Origin of the sequence: Sporosarcina sp. YIM B06819 (assembly GCF_033485175.1) — a bacterium.
Lineage (GTDB): Bacteria > Bacillota > Bacilli > Bacillales_A > Planococcaceae > Sporosarcina.
Genome location: NZ_JAWLIQ010000020.1, coordinates 55,909 through 72,624, shown reverse-complemented (window position 1 = coordinate 72,624; position 16,716 = coordinate 55,909). Strand labels below are relative to the sequence as shown.

Annotated in this window: 18 protein-coding genes and 1 riboswitch; of the genes, 2 read left to right on the top strand and 16 right to left on the bottom strand. The window is 41.8% G+C overall.

The features are described from left to right. Together R2B72_RS13990 and R2B72_RS13985 are read right to left on the bottom strand one after the other, a co-directional pair. Positions 1-309, bottom strand: a 309-nt coding sequence (locus R2B72_RS13990; protein ID WP_318617240.1) for a transposase, incomplete at its 3' end; no start/stop codon positions are given. Between the two features lie 105 nt (positions 310-414). Further along, positions 415-1,458 (bottom strand): helix-turn-helix domain-containing protein, encoded by a 1,044-nt coding sequence (locus tag R2B72_RS13985; protein WP_318617239.1) that lies wholly within the window; start codon positions 1,456-1,458, stop codon positions 415-417. 109 nt (positions 1,459-1,567) lie between these two features. Here R2B72_RS13985 and R2B72_RS13980 point away from each other — a divergent pair, with 109 nt between their 5' ends. After that, a complete protein-coding gene (locus R2B72_RS13980; protein ID WP_318617238.1) occupies positions 1,568-1,819 on the top strand; it encodes a ferredoxin in 252 nt (83 codons plus the stop codon). 221 nt (positions 1,820-2,040) lie between these two features. On the opposite strand, the gene R2B72_RS13975 is transcribed toward R2B72_RS13980, so the two are convergent. From R2B72_RS13975 to R2B72_RS13920, 12 genes are all read right to left on the bottom strand, one after another. Further along, positions 2,041-2,622, bottom strand: coding sequence for an ECF transporter S component (locus R2B72_RS13975; protein WP_318617237.1), 582 nt, complete (start codon positions 2,620-2,622; stop codon positions 2,041-2,043). 207 nt (positions 2,623-2,829) lie between these two features. Continuing rightward, positions 2,830-2,962, bottom strand: a riboswitch (FMN riboswitch). A gap of 81 nt (positions 2,963-3,043) precedes the next feature. Continuing rightward, on the bottom strand, positions 3,044-4,045 hold the full coding sequence (locus tag R2B72_RS13970; protein WP_318617235.1) for a hypothetical protein: 1,002 nt from the start codon (positions 4,043-4,045) through the stop codon (positions 3,044-3,046). Then, positions 4,032-4,574, bottom strand: a complete 543-nt coding sequence (gene sigX, locus R2B72_RS13965) for an RNA polymerase sigma factor SigX (RefSeq protein WP_318617233.1) — start codon at positions 4,572-4,574, stop codon at positions 4,032-4,034. Before sigX ends, R2B72_RS13970 begins: the two co-directional genes overlap by 14 nt. 45 nt (positions 4,575-4,619) lie before the next feature. Continuing rightward, the gene (locus R2B72_RS13960; RefSeq protein ID WP_318617232.1) at positions 4,620-6,404 is read right to left on the bottom strand and encodes an ATP-binding protein; all 1,785 of its coding nucleotides are present in this window, start codon (positions 6,402-6,404) and stop codon (positions 4,620-4,622) included. Beyond that, positions 6,397-7,116 (bottom strand): response regulator transcription factor, encoded by a 720-nt coding sequence (locus tag R2B72_RS13955; RefSeq protein ID WP_318617231.1) that lies wholly within the window; start codon positions 7,114-7,116, stop codon positions 6,397-6,399. The genes R2B72_RS13960 and R2B72_RS13955 overlap by 8 nt, the downstream gene beginning before the upstream one ends. Before the next feature lie 344 nt (positions 7,117-7,460). Continuing rightward, a complete protein-coding gene (gene ccsB / locus R2B72_RS13950; protein WP_318617230.1) occupies positions 7,461-8,645 on the bottom strand; it encodes a c-type cytochrome biogenesis protein CcsB in 1,185 nt (394 codons plus the stop codon). Further along, entirely contained in the window at positions 8,645-10,297 is a 1,653-nt protein-coding gene (locus tag R2B72_RS13945; RefSeq protein WP_318617229.1) for a cytochrome c biogenesis protein ResB, read from the bottom strand. The genes ccsB and R2B72_RS13945 overlap by 1 nt, the downstream gene beginning before the upstream one ends. Positions 10,298-10,315: 18 nt before the next feature. Next, positions 10,316-10,840, bottom strand: a complete 525-nt coding sequence (gene resA, locus R2B72_RS13940) for a thiol-disulfide oxidoreductase ResA (RefSeq protein ID WP_318617252.1) — start codon at positions 10,838-10,840, stop codon at positions 10,316-10,318. A gap of 165 nt (positions 10,841-11,005) precedes the next feature. After that, the gene (locus tag R2B72_RS13935; RefSeq protein WP_318617228.1) at positions 11,006-11,737 is read right to left on the bottom strand and encodes a pseudouridine synthase; all 732 of its coding nucleotides are present in this window, start codon (positions 11,735-11,737) and stop codon (positions 11,006-11,008) included. Positions 11,738-11,882: 145 nt separating this feature from the next. Beyond that, positions 11,883-12,887 carry a D-alanyl-D-alanine carboxypeptidase family protein gene (locus R2B72_RS13930; protein ID WP_318617227.1) on the bottom strand — a complete coding sequence of 335 codons (1,005 nt, stop codon included), beginning with the start codon at positions 12,885-12,887 and terminating at the stop codon, positions 11,883-11,885. 40 nt (positions 12,888-12,927) lie between these two features. Next, positions 12,928-13,527, bottom strand: coding sequence for an SMC-Scp complex subunit ScpB (gene scpB, locus R2B72_RS13925; protein WP_318617226.1), 600 nt, complete (start codon positions 13,525-13,527; stop codon positions 12,928-12,930). A gap of 1 nt (position 13,528) precedes the next feature. Next, a complete protein-coding gene (locus R2B72_RS13920) occupies positions 13,529-14,278 on the bottom strand; it encodes a segregation/condensation protein A (protein ID WP_318617225.1) in 750 nt (249 codons plus the stop codon). 72 nt (positions 14,279-14,350) lie between these two features. On the opposite strand from R2B72_RS13920, the gene R2B72_RS13915 reads away from it, so the two are divergent. After that, positions 14,351-14,854 carry a DUF309 domain-containing protein gene (locus tag R2B72_RS13915; protein WP_318617224.1) on the top strand — a complete coding sequence of 168 codons (504 nt, stop codon included), beginning with the start codon at positions 14,351-14,353 and terminating at the stop codon, positions 14,852-14,854. Here the strand turns inward: R2B72_RS13915 and R2B72_RS13910 are convergent. Both R2B72_RS13910 and lysA read right to left on the bottom strand, forming a co-directional pair. Beyond that, on the bottom strand, positions 14,851-15,213 hold the full coding sequence (locus R2B72_RS13910) for a GNAT family N-acetyltransferase (protein WP_318617251.1): 363 nt from the start codon (positions 15,211-15,213) through the stop codon (positions 14,851-14,853). The genes R2B72_RS13915 and R2B72_RS13910 overlap by 4 nt on opposite strands. Positions 15,214-15,368: 155 nt before the next feature. Next, on the bottom strand, positions 15,369-16,697 hold the full coding sequence (gene lysA / locus R2B72_RS13905; RefSeq protein WP_318617223.1) for a diaminopimelate decarboxylase: 1,329 nt from the start codon (positions 16,695-16,697) through the stop codon (positions 15,369-15,371). Positions 16,698-16,716 lie beyond the last annotated feature (19 nt).

The following is a 16,716-nucleotide window of genomic DNA, read 5'->3' as shown; positions in this document are numbered from 1 at the left end:
CGATTTGAATGTTGGATGCTTCGCTTTCCCATTGAAGAATTTTTTGTAGGCACCGCAAGCATCTTTTATCGCTTGCTTTGGTACGTTATTGCTGATGGTGGTCAACCAGTGATAATTGTCTTCCTTTTTCAACTGTGTGAAACGTTTTCTTAACTGATTATCTGATAGGAACTTCCCACCACTTTTATAATTTTCTTGCTGTTGACCTAATGCCCAGTTGTAAGCAAATCGACTTGTTCCCGCGAATTGAAATAGTTTTGAAAGCTGCTTGTTATTTGGTTTTAACATTACTTTCATCGACGTAATCATTGACTAAAACCTCGCTTCCTTTACAGACGAATTAACTGGTTTTAGTTTATTTACCCTTCAACAGACGAAAACAAACGTTCGCTCGTAACTTTTTATAAGATATTTTTAACTGCTGTCCCCCCCCGTCCGTGCACCTAAAATGAGACGAAGTTGAAAATAAGACAGCGATGCAAATTCAGCTTTCAATAAGCGAAGCCTACGCGTCTCCAGTTCGTCCACTTTTGCAACAACAGCCTCTACATCGGCCTCTGCAACAAACTGCGTTAGTGGAAATTGCGGATCATTAATCGACAGTTCGACAAAATGATCTTCAATCGTACTCAACTTCAAATTTCGAGCCGCCGCAATGTCCTCAATTGACATTCCACGATCGAAAAGCAGTTTGGTCTTACTAGAAGAATCGGTCAAATAAGTCGTCACTTTAACGTTGTCAGCTATTTTGCGTAAAAAAGACAAATCAGAAGATTGTTCAATAACGGCCAGCATTCTATGTAAACCTTCTATAAATAACAAACGGACAGCGAACGAGTTTAGTTTCAAATATTCCGCCAGCTGATCCCACGTCCACCCCGTTAAGCCGAAGCCACTTAGTCGATGGCTGACAATGATTTTTTGCTCGTTATCCATGCCACTGCGCTCTATGCATAGCCTAAGCTCTTCGGCAATGTAACGGGCGTATGCAGGATCACTAATAGGCTGATGATGCAATAGTGTTTTCACGAAGGACTGGCTATCATAATCTTTTTGAACAGGCATAAAAGCATGTTGTCCCTCTTTAAAATGCGACACTGTCTGTACGATAAGTGACAACCTCGCGAAAAAAAGATTTTCCCTCCCCCTATAATCCCAACCATTAAATGCATAAGCAGGTAAAGTCGCTACCAATTGACGACCCTGTTCTGTTATATTGACAAAAGAATCATCCCTAGTCGCAATAAAACCAGAATTCTTCAATAAGGTAGCCGCTTCATTAAATTGATCAACCGTTAATTTCGGTAAAATGCCAAAGAAAGCTTTTAAGCCATAATATTCGACATCCTGTAACGTCTGTCCCGAACGTTTGCCACGCAATAGATGAAAACCAGCATAAATCGTCCGCTCACCATCTAGCTTATGAATGATGCTTAATAGAATTAAAGAAAGATTCATGATGAATTCCTCCAATTAATAAATTCTTTTTGTTGAAAACTGTTGTTAATATCATTAGAATGGAATGTGAAGTAAATTGTTTGTACGGAGAAAAGAGGAGAGAAAGACTATGCCTAAATATACAATTGTTGATCAAGATACATGTATTGCATGTGGCGCTTGCGGAGCAGCAGCTCCAGACATTTACGATTACGATGACGAGGGAATTGCTTACGTTATTCTAGATGATAACATGGGTAATACGGAAGTTCCAGAAGAACTACTAGAAGATTTAGAAGATGCATTTGATGGTTGCCCGACCGATTCAATCAAAATTGCTGATGCGCCTTTTGATGGCGATGCGTTAAAATACGAGGACTAATTTAAATTTCATTCAGGAGGGGTTCCCCCTGCTGAATGAAATTTAAGCCTCCGGCAAATGGCAATTGCCACAGATTTTCTTGCACGTTGAAAGGCCGTCCTGAAATTATTCAGGACGGCCTTTCTTTATGTCTAAATTGTGACGCTATGATCCGGATTCAGCTCCAGCTGAATGAGGAGGAATGAAGTTCAATTCCTCCCTGATAAAGCCTTGGGCGGATGTCACGCCATTAATTGAGTTCGTTGTTTAGCAATCCATTTGTTCAAGCTCTTGAATAGCAATAGTGTGATGACCATGAGCATTACGCCTTTAATAAGGTTAAAAGGTAGAATCCCTAAAACGATAAATGTCGATAGCTCACTACCTGCCATCTCAGGGAAGTTCATGAAGTACGTATACATAGGTAGGAATACTGCATAATTCAAAACACTCATACCCAATGCCATCGCAGCTGTTCCTGCAATCAGTCCGGTAGCTAATCCTTTAGATGATTTGAATTTATTGTGGATGAAATAGACAGGCATGATGAATAAAACACCTGTTGTAAAGTTCGCAATTTCGCCCACTGGAACACCCGTTGGACTCCCTGACATGAACCAATGCATGACATTTTTAATCAGTTCGACCCCTATACCTGCAACGGGTCCCATTGTCATAATGGCTAATACCGCCGGGATTTCTCCGAAGTCGATTTTCAAAAATCCTGGTAATGCTGGCAGTGGGAAGTTGAATTGCATCAACACCGTACCAATGCTCCCAAGGATTGCAATGAGAATCATCTTGCGTAATTTCTTGTTATTCATTTGTTCCTCTCTCCTTTTGCGATTCACTTCAAAAGAGGAAAGGCCGTTCCGTCAATCGTTGTCTTCAAAAAATCCCCAAAGCTAATAAAGCCTTAGGGAGTTAAAAGGTATCGTTAAATAGAGGTGTAAAAAAGAAGAAAAACCTCTCTTTTAACCCGTACTTAAATAAGCACCCTTTTTGTGGACAACACAAAAAGACGGCCGCACCTTCACCTTCTCCCATCCAGACTATACTGTCGGCTCTGGAATCACACCAGAATCAGCTGTTAAGCTCGCGGGCTAAGAAGAGAAACTCTCCATTTCCGCCGGTCGGGAATTGCACCCTGCCCCGAAGATGAATCAATATTTTGTTACTACACTAGTATATACGGCAAAAAACGCTTTGTAAACTCATTTGTTTACAAAGCGTTTTTTTTGATTACTATTCAAAAAAGTACGTCGGATTTACACCTACTGGTTCTGGTAATACAGTTGTCAAATCGTAGCGTAAGAAGGTGTTTTGCATAACGTTTTCTAACTGTACGCGTTTTTTGAAGTTATTCGCCGTTAACATGAATCCTTCTATCATTTCATTCGCTGCACTTTGATCCATTGCGGATAAATCCAATGGCTCTGTAAACGTGATAATGACCACGCCTTCTCGTTCCTGTATAGCATACGTAATATTCTCCGGTATAAGCGCCTCAACGACGTCACTTTGCGCTTCCTTCATCGCTAGAAGTGCCTCCTCCGCCGTCAGTGCATCTCCTGTTTCATAGGGCGTCAGATAGAGTTGACCTGAAGGCATTACCGTCTTGTAATAAGGTTGTGGGCTGTTACTGGCAACAGGTTCCATCTCTACAAAGCCAAGTTCTGCCTCCGGGGTGTCAGCAGCATACTGTCTAAAAAGGGCTGCACTGTCTGGTTCCCCTTCTGGAAAATCAGCAGCAATTTGTTCTTTCGGAATCAAAAACGTCATAGGAACGACTGTATTCGCATCTACATCCAGCCTCATTTGTAACAGTTGAAATCCTTGTAATTCCTCTTGTAAGAGGACATGATTTTCTGGGAGCATCCTCGCCGTTGCTATATTGAAAGTTTCTGCGCTAGCCCCAGCATCTGCGGTTGCAACATCTGCTTGTTCCTCGCTATCCATCGAGGTCTCTGATTGTTTCATTTTCATCGAAGCAGGCTCAATCGCTTTGTCCATCGCGCTATCATTGTGCTGCAACATTGAAGGAATGACCAAGCTGAACATCAACAGTGCTGCTACCGCCACTAAGGCCGGCATCCATTTCTTTACGTTATTACGACGGGGGTGATGCAATCTTTCGTCTTGTTGTAGCCGCATCAATATGTCCGACTTCAGGCGCTCATCTCGTATATCCGGCATACTGCCAAGAAGGTTGTCAATCTTGCTGTCGTCCCATTTATTGTCGGTCATCTAGTTCCCCCCCTTCTGTCGAAAGAGCATTCAATTTCTTTTGCAGTGCTTTGATTGCCCTATGTTGTGTAGTCTTTACTTTACCTTCTGTCCAGCTAAGAATTTCGGCTGTTTCGGCTATGGACAGATCCTGGAAATACCGCATAGTGATAACCATTTTCTGATCTCCTGTACATGTATTCAGTGCCTGCAATAGCTCTTTCATCTCTTCGCTAAGTGTTACTAGTTCTTCCGGTAACACACCCGTTGACACAAGCTCACTTTTTTCCCAGTCGAATTTATCGAACAGGTGCTTTTTACGGACAGCGTTTTTTCTGAAATGGTCAATCGCAACATTTTTCGCAATGGAAAAAAGCCATGTCTTTTCAGAACTTTTCCCTTCAAAACCGCCGTATGCTCGCAATACCCTCACGTACACTTCATGCACGAGATCCTCAGCTTGATCACGATCTCTCGTCAAATAGATGAGAAACTTGAACACATCTTGATGGTATTGCTCATAGAGTCGGTGGAAAACGGAGTCGTCCATGAAATACCCCCGTTCTATACATTAGTCGTTGTTCGAACGAAATAGTTACAACTTTTTCAAAGGAAGTGTACATCTAAAGATGGTACCACTGTTTTGCCCATTGCTAGCTGTAATAACTCCGCTATGCGAATCAATAATATTTTTTGCAATCGCCAGACCTAAGCCCGTTCCGCCCTTGCCTCTTGTTCTTGCTTTATCCGCTTTATAAAAACGCTCAAAAATATACGGCAGATCTTCTTCCGGTATACCAACACCGGTATCCGTCACCGTCATTTCAATCGTATCTACATACTTCTCGATACGTAATGTAACATTCCCTCCATCAGGCGTATGACGAATCGCATTGTCGATTAAATTCGTAAACACTTGCTCAATCCGATCTTCATCGACATTTGAAACGATTTCCTCATCTTTAGGAAAATGAAATGACAACTCCACATTAGCATCACGTGCAACTTGCATGAATTTATTGACAATCCGATCAAGGAAGGGGATCATCAACACATCATCTTTGTAGAGTCGCATATGACCCGATTCCATCCTAGCCAAGTCAAGCAAATCTGTCACAAGTCTACCCATTCGTTTCGATTCGTCATGAATAATTTGCACCATCTCATTACGCTCTTCGTCATTGGTCGTAACGCCGTCTATAATCGCTTCACTGTACCCTTGAAGCATCGAGATAGGTGTCCGCAGTTCATGCGACACATTGGCAATGAAATCCGAACGGAGCTTATCAAGCTTATGCTGATCCGTCATATCACGGAGGACCGCAACCGCGCCCCGAATATCGCTACCACTATATAGAGGACTAATGGAAACAGCATAAAAACGTCCCCCTAGCTCCAATTCGTCCTCTACTTCTTCAGCAAATGTAATCACATGATCAAGCATATGAAATATTTCTGGAGGAATCGTGTTTTTCTCTTCTTGTTCCCCATTTTTAAAGTACCAGTTCTGCAATAAACGTTCTGCCTGTGGGTTACTTAATAAAATCGTGTAATCGCGATTAAAGGTAATAACCACATCCGTCATAGACGTTAAAATACTTGAAAGTTGTTCCTTTTCCTGATTAATCAATTCTACATGATACTTAAGCTGCCGCCCCATCTGATTAAATGCGGTTGCAAGCTGACCAATTTCGTCATTTTGCACAGCAGGCAATTGCGTATCAAAATTCCCTTTCGATAGTTCAAACGCAGCCTGCCTCATGCCCCTTAAAGGTGAGGTAATTCTTGTCGATAAGAAAAAAGCAAAAACGGTTGTTAAAATAAAGGCAATAAACGCAGACAAGAATACGATATTTGTTGTTTCCTTCGTCGCCCTATGGACAGCTTCCAAACTTTGATAGATAATTACCGAACCAGCCATTTTTTGTTCCACTTCAAATGGATAGGCGAGTACAAGATATTGTTCCATGACGCCATCTTTCGTAATAGAAGGGAGAATCATTTCTTTCACGACTTGTTTGTCTACCCGGTTGGTCGATGAAAATATAGCATCGGATAGGATTTTATTTTCAATTTTCTCCTTGTTCAATCCTTGTTGGAAAGAGTACATAATCTTCCCTTCGGAATCCACAATCATAGCGTCCGCTTCATCCCCAAGGATATCTTCGATAATAAGTTGCATAGAAGACTCACTGTCATGATCCACAACAATTTTCCCAATCGTCGTCGCATCCCTATTCAAAGAAACTTCAGCTTGTTGGGTATGAAAATTATCCAGAAACTCAAGTAGTAACGCGGTCACAATAAACAAGACAAAGGAAACGAGAAGCAATATGGTTGCCCATAGCTTCCCGACGATTGAATTCCATATTCTATTCATGAGGAACCTCAAACTTATAACCAACTCCCCAAACGGTAACAATCATTTTGGCTGCCTGTTCGGAAACACGGCTTAGCTTTTCGCGAAGTCGTTTGACATGCGTATCGACTGTACGAAGATCCCCAAAAAATTCATAATGCCAGACTTCTTTTAGCAACTGCTCCCGATCGAATACTTTATCTGGTGATTTCGCCAGGAAATAAAGCAATTCGTATTCTTTTGGTGTCAGATTCACTTCATTGCCATCAGCCATGACACGATGCGCATCGTTGTCTATGGTTAGCTGTGGAAAGACAACAAGGTCCTTTGATGACGATGCTGAAGTAGTACCTTGAAACGTCACAGACCTTCTGAGAATTGCTTTAACCCGTAGAACCACCTCACGTGGACTGAATGGTTTTACTATGTAGTCATCGGCACCCGATTCGAATCCAGTTACACGATCAGCTTCCTCGCCTTTTGCTGTTAGCATGATAACCGGTGTCAAGATTTTCTTTTCCCGTAGTTCTTGCAAAACTTCAAAGCCGTCTTTTTCAGGCATCATTAAATCAAGTAAGATACAGTCATAATGTGACGTCAATGCTTTTTCAAGCGCTTCTGCCCCATCCACTGCTTCTTCAATTTCGTATCCTTCACGCGTAAGATACATATTTAACAGACGACGAATCCGCTCTTCGTCATCTACCACTAATAATGTCACTTTTTCTTCCACAACTCATTACCCCTTTCAACATACATCTATGTCCATTGTACAAGTCACCCTATAAAAAAGAAACCACAAAGCATAATCCTACTAATCAATTACGCCTCGGCGTAGTTGATTCCAGATTTTTCGAGCTTGGGGCCTACAGGGAGGAATCGAACAGTGAAGGGTTCGATTTGCCGTATTTCTGCGTTCTTTGCAGAAATTAAGGCACTTTTAAGACGTCGCGTACTTAGACTGCCTTCTTAAGCACCCCAAAAAATCTGTGACATCCGCCGTAGGCTTTGACTGATTTCAGTCAAAAAAGACTGCACGGCGTCTAGTAAACAACCGTGCAGTCTTCGATCAGTAGGTTAAGCGTATGAATGCAATCCTGCAATGATTAAGTTCACGGCGATCAAGTTAAACATAATAATGATGAAACCGATAACCGCAAGCCATGCTGATTTCTCGCCTTCCCAACCGCGTGATAGACGCACGTGAAGGAATGCAGCGTAAAATAACCAAGTAATAAGCGCCCAAACTTCCTTCGGATCCCATCCCCAAAATCTGGACCACGCTTCATGTGCCCAGATCATTGCGAAGACAAGTGCTCCAAGTGAAAAGACTGGAAAACCAATGATAACAGCACGATAGCCAATTTCGTCCATTAGTTGAGAATTCGCCTTTTTAGCAAAAGGCTGGAACAATGCTGCAATTGGACGCCTGAAAATGAGCCTAAGAATTACGTACAGAACAATTCCCGTTGCAACCGACCAAACAAATGACGTTAGCGTCTTCGCATTGACAATGGCTGGCATTTCTGCCCATGGCGTCATAGCATCTGGCGTCAATGATTCATATTGATGCATACCGAAAAGTGGTGGATAGTTATACACCATCTTGGCAGGCATTTCATTTTTATCAATATATGTGAATTGCGCTTCGTAACCTGTTAGTTTAAATGTTGATGAGGAAACTACGAAACCGATGACAAGAATAAGTGTAAACATAACTACTTCTAGCCAGAAACGTTGTTTTGATTTTTTTGTCAAATCCACATTTTTCAATAAGAAAATAAGTCCCGCAACCGCACTAATTGCCAAAATCGATTCACCAAGGGCTGCTGTAATCACGTGAATCGTCAACCAGTAACTTTGGAGCGCCGGGATGAGCGGTGTAATCTCCTTTGGGAACATACTTGCATAGGCAATGATAATAACCGCAATCGGCAATGCAAACAATCCGAGTGAAGGTGTCCGGTAAAGGAAGAACAACAGAATGAATGCCCCAACAAGCATCATGCCAAATGCAGTTGTAAATTCAAACATATTACTAACTGGTGCATGGCCAGAAGCCATCCAGCGTGTGATGAAATAGCCGAGATGAGAAATAAACCCAATGATTGTAATCGTAATCGCGATTTTTCCCCATCTGTTATTTTTATAAGATGCTTCCGATTTCGCGCCTTTTACCGCCCCACCAAAAAATGCCGTTGCGATAAGGTAGGCAATAAACGAAACCATCAGTAGATTAGCGCTTAACGCCGCAAGTCCCATTATGATTTTTCTCCTTCCTTATCTTCTAAAATAGCTTCCTTATCTTGTCTATCTTCATAAGAAGGCAATGCTGCAAAATCTTTCACTTGATCAAGCTCTTGCTTCAATTTAAACCAGTTTTTATTCGTATGTCCAGCTATTAGCAGTTCGTTGCCAGTCCCTTGTTGGATCCATATTCTTCTATGATTCCAATAAGCTCCCTGCGCAACACCTATCATAAAGATAATGCCACCAATCAGAATAACATACAACGTCTTATCCTTCCGAACTGTTAGCCCCGAAATATCACGTGTTTCAGCACCAACAAATTTCACTTTATACTCATTTTGCTCCGTTTCAAGCGTCTGTTGGATAGCAACAAAACTTCTTTCCCCTTCAGGCTTGTCAGGCGTCTTCATTTCAAAGATGAAAGCAGGATTATTTGGAACTGGTGTTTTGGTATCAGGTTCTCCATTATTCATATAGAAATCCGGATAAAAATCCATCAATTTGACGTGTGCCCCGTTTTCTAGTTCATAATCCTTGGTCGGTTCAGCTAGGTCAACCGTGAATTGTCCAAACGTTTTATCGGTTGCTTTTTCTACCAATTGGAACGTCATCGATTTTAACTCATCAAGGCGATAATCCATTTGGAATACGCTAAAGCCATCAAATTTAAGCGGTTTATTGACGATGATGGAATAGTCCTTGACGAATTCAAATTCATTTGACCCTATCAATGCGTCATCTGGTATTTTATAGAGCGCAACGTCCGTCTGATAGTTACTAGCAATCATCCCGACACGATCAAGTGCTTTATCAAATACTTCGCCGTCTTCTTGTGAGTATGTCTCCATGATGAATTTTTTACTTTCCAAATAATAACCCTCTGCACCCGGAATTGAACGCGTTTCTCCTTCACGGATCCACATCGTTTCGTCCACATAAAAGCCCGGGATTCCACGCAGTAAAATCCCAAATAGGAAAATGATAATACCCGCATGATTGACATAAGGACCCCATCTTGCAAAACGACCCTTTTCTGCCAGCAATGCACCATCCTCAAGCTTAACATTGTAACGAAGGGCCTTCAATTTCTCCTCGGCTTTCATAAGCGAAGTGGCTGGGTCATTAGAAGAGCCTTCCCCATAAACCCGTTGTTTCTTCATGAAAGATGGATGGCGTTTCGTTCGTTGTTTTTTCAATGATTTATAAAGAGGTACTACCCGATCAACACTAGCAATAATAATAGATGCCCCAAGCATCCCAACTAGTGTGATAAACCACCAACTATTATACATATCATAAAAACCAAATCTGACGTAAACTGTGCCAAAAAATCCATATAACCGTTCATAATAGGCTAAATATTCTTCTAGACCTGCTAAAGCAGAGACAGGCACATACAATTTCTGCGGAAAAATAGTACCAATTGCAGACGTCGCAAGAACAGCAACAATAATCCAGATTCCAACCTTGACACTTGAAAAGAAATTCCAAATCTTATCAATAATGGACTTGTTATAGGTTTGCGATCTTCTAGACGCGCCTTCGTAACGCATGTCAACAAGCTTACTCTTTTTTGCTTCTTCAGTTTGCGGTCTTCCACACTGCTCACAAAGTACTGTGCCAAATGGATTTTCATGACCGCACTGGCAGTTGATTTTACTCATTTTGCATGTACTCCTTACTTAGGGTTGAATGCTTTCCAAATAGGATATAATTTCAGCCTCAGTCATTTCGCTCGTAATGATCTTTTCAATTTTCCCCTCTTTGTTAATTAAAAATGTTGTGGGTAGTGGCACTATATTATAGGCCTCTTTAACACTCCTATCTTTATCGATAACAATGGGGAAAGTCAGACCATACTGATCCCTGAAAGCCTCTACCTTCAAAGTTGATTCTGCAATATTGACCGCGAGTATTTGGACGCCTTTGCCTTCAAATGCGATAGACTGGCTTTCCATATGTGGCATTTCTTTTTTACATGGACCGCACCAAGTTCCCCAAAAATTCAAGAACACGCCCTGTCCTTTGTAATCAGATAGCCGATGCTTGTTTCCATCCAAATCGACTAGTTCAAAATCAGGTGCTTTATCACCCACAGCCAATACTTTTACTTTATCTTTCGAAGTAATGGTATAGCCGACTGCTGCTACAAGAAGTAACAGGACAATTGTCCTTATAATAAGACGACTTTTCTTTTTATCTACTATTGCCAAACTCATTTCCTCCTATCGGAAAATAGCCTCTACTCTCCATTATAACAAATGGATTTTTGTAGATGCCCATCATAAATGAAAGGATTGTGAACGTTTGGACCTCCTGCGTAATGGATTGAAATCTTCAGAGGCCCTTGCAAGAGCGTAATTCATTCGGTATTAACCGATTTTACCCGTTTCCGCAAGTACGCGAAGCTGTTTCACTTCATGCTTCGTGAGTTCACGCGCTTCTCCCGCATTCAACCCGTGAGTTGTCAATGTTCCAAATGATTCTCTACGCAGTTTTAAGACTGGGCAGCCTATCGCATCGAACATGCGGCGCACTTGACGATTGCGCCCTTCATGTATCGTAATTTCAATCAATGCCGTGCCTGCTTTTTTATCGACTGTCTGCATTTTCACATGTGCAGGAGCCGTCTTACCGTCATCCAAGTCAATGCCACGTTCAAGTTTTCGAAGTGATTCGCGATCCGGAATCCCTTTCACTTTTGCGACATACTTTTTCTTAATACCGAACTTTGGATGCGTCATCAAATAAGAGAAATCTCCATCATTCGTCATCAAAATGATACCTGATGTATCGTAGTCAAGTCGCCCGACCGGAAATACCCTTTCATCCACCATAGGAAACAGATCGAGTACAGTCTTTCTCCCTTTATCATCATGGACAGTCGAAATAACGGATCTTGGTTTATATAAAAGATAATAGACATACTTCTCTTTAACGAGCTGAATGCCTTCTACTTCCACACGATCTGAATTCGAAACTTTTGTTCCAAGTTCTTTTACGACAACACCGTTCACTTTCACTTTACCTTCTACAATGAGTGTTTCGGACTTTCTCCGTGATGCAACACCCGCTTGCGCCAATACTTTTTGCAATCTCTCCATCAAGACACCTCGTTCTTCATTCTGAAAAAATTATGTCATACTTTGCTTCAAATTAAAAGAAGACTGACCTATTTGGTGGCAGTCTTCTTAAAAATGTCACATTTCTGTACGTTTTATCTTTGTTAGACTGGAATTTTTCTTCTGTTTACTGCTTGACGATAATGTCACTTGTAATAAGTGGTTCATTGTCGATTAAAACCGTCCAAGTACCCGTACTCCGCTTACTTTTACCACGAGGAATGTGCACGACATTTTTCAATTTAGCCTTTTCACCTTTTTTCAACAACAGACGAATAGGCGTTTCTAATTCAGCTTCCACGCCGGGAAGGATATCATACGTGCCTTGTTTAACGACTGTCACCAATTTATGAGTAGAAAATATGTTATTCGCTAAATTTTTATGTGTGTTCCAATCATTACCGTCATTTAACGTCACAACGATGATATTTTTGCCATCTTTCTCAAAATACGTCGCCAATGTCCGCCCTGCCGCTTTAGTAAAACCCGTCTTTCCGGCAATTGCGGTTGGCTCTGAATGGATGAGGCGGTGTTTGTTGCGCCAGCTGTAGATCTGTTCTTCCCCTTCAAAACGATAATTCTTGGTCGATGCTATTTTACGGAATTTGTCATTGTCCATCGCATAACGTAACATGAGTGCCGTTTCGTATGCTGTCGACAAATGGCGATCATCATGCAATCCAGACGGGTTGGTGAAGACCGTATCCTTCAAACCATACAATTGCGCCTGATTATTCATCATATCGACAAAGCCATCCAGAGAGCCGCCTGCTCGTTCTGACAGTGCATACGCCGCATCATTACCCGATCGTAGCATAAGACCATATAATAACGCTTCTGCGTCAATCGACATCCCTTGCTGTAAATAAATCGATGATCCCTCAGCCGATGCAGCTTGTGGCGATATCTCTACTTCTCCGAAAGAAGTACCACTTTCGATGAATGTCAATGCAGTCCACATTTTCGTCAAACTGGCGATTGGCAATCTAACATGTTCATTCGAGCCCTCCAATAACCTACCGGTATCCGCGTCAATAACAGCCCATGCACTTCCTGCCGCTGCTGTTTCTTGTGGCACAACATTCAAAAATAGTGAGAAAAACAGGACAACAATCATCGTCCTTTTCAACATACATTTCCTCCTCGAGGGATGGTACAAGTTCAATCCATCCTTAATTGTCATCCATTGCAAATGCTTCTTGGAATTTAGTCATAAACAAATCTGTATCTCCTGCTACGTTGTCTTCTTCTTGCTGGAGAGGCGGCAATTCCTGAAGTGATTCCAATCCGAAACGATCCAAGAACAGATCCGTTGTACCATAGAGAATAGCGCGTCCACTACCTTCTGAACGACCTTTTTCCATAATTAATCCCTTGGCAATCAGTGTACTAATCGGTCCTTCTGATTTAACACCACGAAGATCATCGATTTCCACCCGCGTCACCGGCTGCCTATACGCAATAATCGCCAACACTTCAAGAGAAGCCTGCGTCATAGACTTCGGCGACGGATTTTCCAACAGGCGTTTAATATCATCCGCAAATTCAGCTTTCGTCACAAGACGATAAGCACCGCCAAAAAGCTTCAGCGTTATACCACTTTCAGTGCGTTGTTCATAGCTTAACCGCAACCAATCAATTGATACATTCACTTCAGCTTCTGACCGCTCCGTTAAGACAGTTAATTGTTTAACCGTCAAGCCTTCATCCCCAACAAGGAATAAAAAACTTTCAATCATTCCCGACAAGCGGTCTTTTGTATCCAGTTCCATCTCACTCATCCTCCCGTCGGAATGCCACTGTCAGCCCGTCAAAATTGCCTTGCTGCATCACAATGATATCCCGCCGTTTCATCAATTCTAACAACGACAAAAATGTCACGACAAGTCCCGGCGTGTCTCCTTTATCGAATAACGAATGGAAATCACATTTCCCGCCGCCTCTTTCAAGTATAGCCATAATTTCATCCATTTTTTCACCGATAGACACTTCCATTTTCGTGATACTTGCTGTAAGAGGTGCCTTCAATCGATTCCTGTCGAGCATTTTTTGAAATGCACCAATCAGATCGAATATGTTCAAACTCTCCTCAATTCCACTCGGTACCATTTCACCGAACTCAGTAAGGTTTTCGGGTGATTTTGTAAAATGATCCGAACGTTCGTCAGCAGATTCCTTCAGACTAATGGCTGCTTCCTTATATTTTCTATACTCAATCAGACGTGCAACGAGTTCGTCCCGCGGATCTTCTTCCATTTCAAAATCCAACTCATCGTCAAAATCTTCGCCTTCATGGACAGGAAGCAACATTTTGCTCTTAATCTCTATTAATGTTGCAGCGAGAACGAGGTATTCGCTCAGTTCATCTAACTGTAGTACACGCATGGCATGAAGGTGTTCTATGTACTGCGCTGTCAATTCCGCCATCGGAATATCGTATATATCAATTTCAAGTCTGTTGATTAAATGCAATAATAGATCTAGTGGCCCTTCAAAGGCTTCTAGTTTTACTTTATACGACATCCTGTGTGACACCTACCTAGTATTTTAACTAATAACAAAAGCGCTAGAGCTAGACGAGAAAGGAATGATTTCATGCATCCGTATCATCATCCGTTGTTTATACAGTTTATTGTTTATTTTAACGACAATCAAGATTATTTTGAGTGCCATGAAGTGTTAGAGGACTATTGGAAATCAATTCCTAATAGCGATAAGGGACATCCATTAACGGCCTACATCCTGCTAGCGACGGGAATGTATCACTGGCGTCGCGGTAATTTTGCTGGCGCAATGCGCACACTGCGAAAAGTAGAGAAAAAACTACCTACTTTCCTCGGCATCTATGCAGAAGAAATTGATGTACCCCAATTAATCGGTGATGTTAGACAAGCGGTGGACCTTGTGGAAAAAATCTTACCTTTTGAATACTTTTCACTAATTATCACTTCGCTAAACCTAGCAAAACAAATTGAACTTGAAAAACAATCCATGACACTTCTCCCTAAAGGTAGCGATGCCGTTATTCATAAACATATGTTGAGAGACCGTAGCGATATTCTTCGTGAACGTGACGAAAAGAAGAAGGGCAGACATTAATCTGCGCCTTCTTCTTTTACTTGACACTTCTTTATGAATAAATCGGTTTCTTCGGTACTTTTACATTCCTTATTTGGGAAAAGTGCCTGCAATTTCGCTACCATTTCCTTGCCGACCCCTTCTCCACGAAAGGATGGATTAACTGAAATATGGAATAACGTGTAATCTTCGTCACCTAATTCCACACCAATCAAACCGATAAAGTCATCCTCTTTTTTTAATAAGTAGAGTTGCCAGCTATCGTCCGTTTCGTATCGGTGAATCGTTTCCTGTAACTTCTTCGCATTTTTATCGCCAGGCATATAGGATAGTAGCCCCATTGCAATCTTTTCATACGTTTTCTTATAACGTAAAAGCATCAATTGAATCCCTTCTTTTCTGAAAATCCTTTGTCCGTCGTCTCACAATGTTCGTTAACGCGGGTCGATAATCGGCATAACAAAGTACCAGTATACCGCTCCCCATACAATAGCCGCAACTACAATAAATAAGAAGAGGAGGATATTACGTTTCCTCAAATCTTTTCCTCCCGACTTACGGTTTGAAGTGGGATGTCCAATCTGACAACATCTTCATAAGTCTCTCTACGAACGACCAATTGATGTTCTCCGTTTTCACAGAAGACAATGGCAGGTTTCGGCAGTCTGTTGTAATTGCTCGCCATCGAGTAGCCATACGCCCCTGTACAAAAAACGGCGATGACATCCCCTTCGGATAAATCTGCAAGATAGGCTTCCTCAATCAGTTTATCACCTGATTCGCAGCATTTCCCAGCAATTGTTACTTTTTTGTCGTGGGGCTCATTCATGCGGTTAGCAGAAACAGCTGTATACTTCGCTCCGTACAAAGCTGGTCGGATATTATCTGACATGCCACCATCAACCGCTATGTACGTTCGAATACCTGGTACTTCTTTCGTACTACCAGTCGTATATAGCGACGTACCCGCATCCCCAACCAATGATCTACCAGGCTCAATCCAAATTTCTGGTACCGGATAATTGTGACTACGGGTCATCGAAAGTACGACGGTCGCCATCTCTTCGATATAAGCAGAAGGTACGAGAGGTGAGTCTTCTTCTGTATACCGGATACCAAAACCTCCTCCTAAATTGAGCACCGTACAAATGAAGTCGTGATTGTCACGCCACGAAATCATCTTGTCCATTAATACTTCCGCCGCAAAACGGAAAGCATCCGTCTCAAATATTTGGGAGCCAATATGACAATGCATACCGAGTAAATTGATATAAGCATGGTCATGTAATTGCATGAATGCCTCATCTGCTTGACCATTCTTCAAGTCAAAACCAAACTTCGAATCTTCCTGGCCTGTCGTAATATAATCATGCGTATGCGCTTCTACACCCGGTGTTACACGGATTAGTACATTCATGCTTTCTTTCCTAGATTCTGCAATTTCCTTCACGAGCGCGATTTCAGAAAAATTATCAATGACGATGCAGCCTATCTTTTCATCGAAAGCATATTGCAATTCAGTATAGCTTTTATTATTGCCGTGGAAATGAATGCGTTCCCTCGGAAAATCAGCAGCAATCGCCGTAAATAGTTCTCCCCCAGAAACGACATCAAGAGAAAGTCCTTCTTGTTTAGCTACTTCGTATATAGCAATTGACGAAAACGCTTTACTCGCATATGCAACTTGTGCGCGTATACCGACATTTTTAAATGTTTCTTTAAAAGCCCGTGCCCGTTCACGGAACAGAGCGATATCATAAACGACAAGTGGTGTTCCATAAGTATGTGCAAGATCAATTGCATCGACGTCACCGATTGTTAAATGTCCTTGCTGATTAACTGATTGTGTTCCGTAAAAATGCATGTTGCCTTCCCCTCCCAAA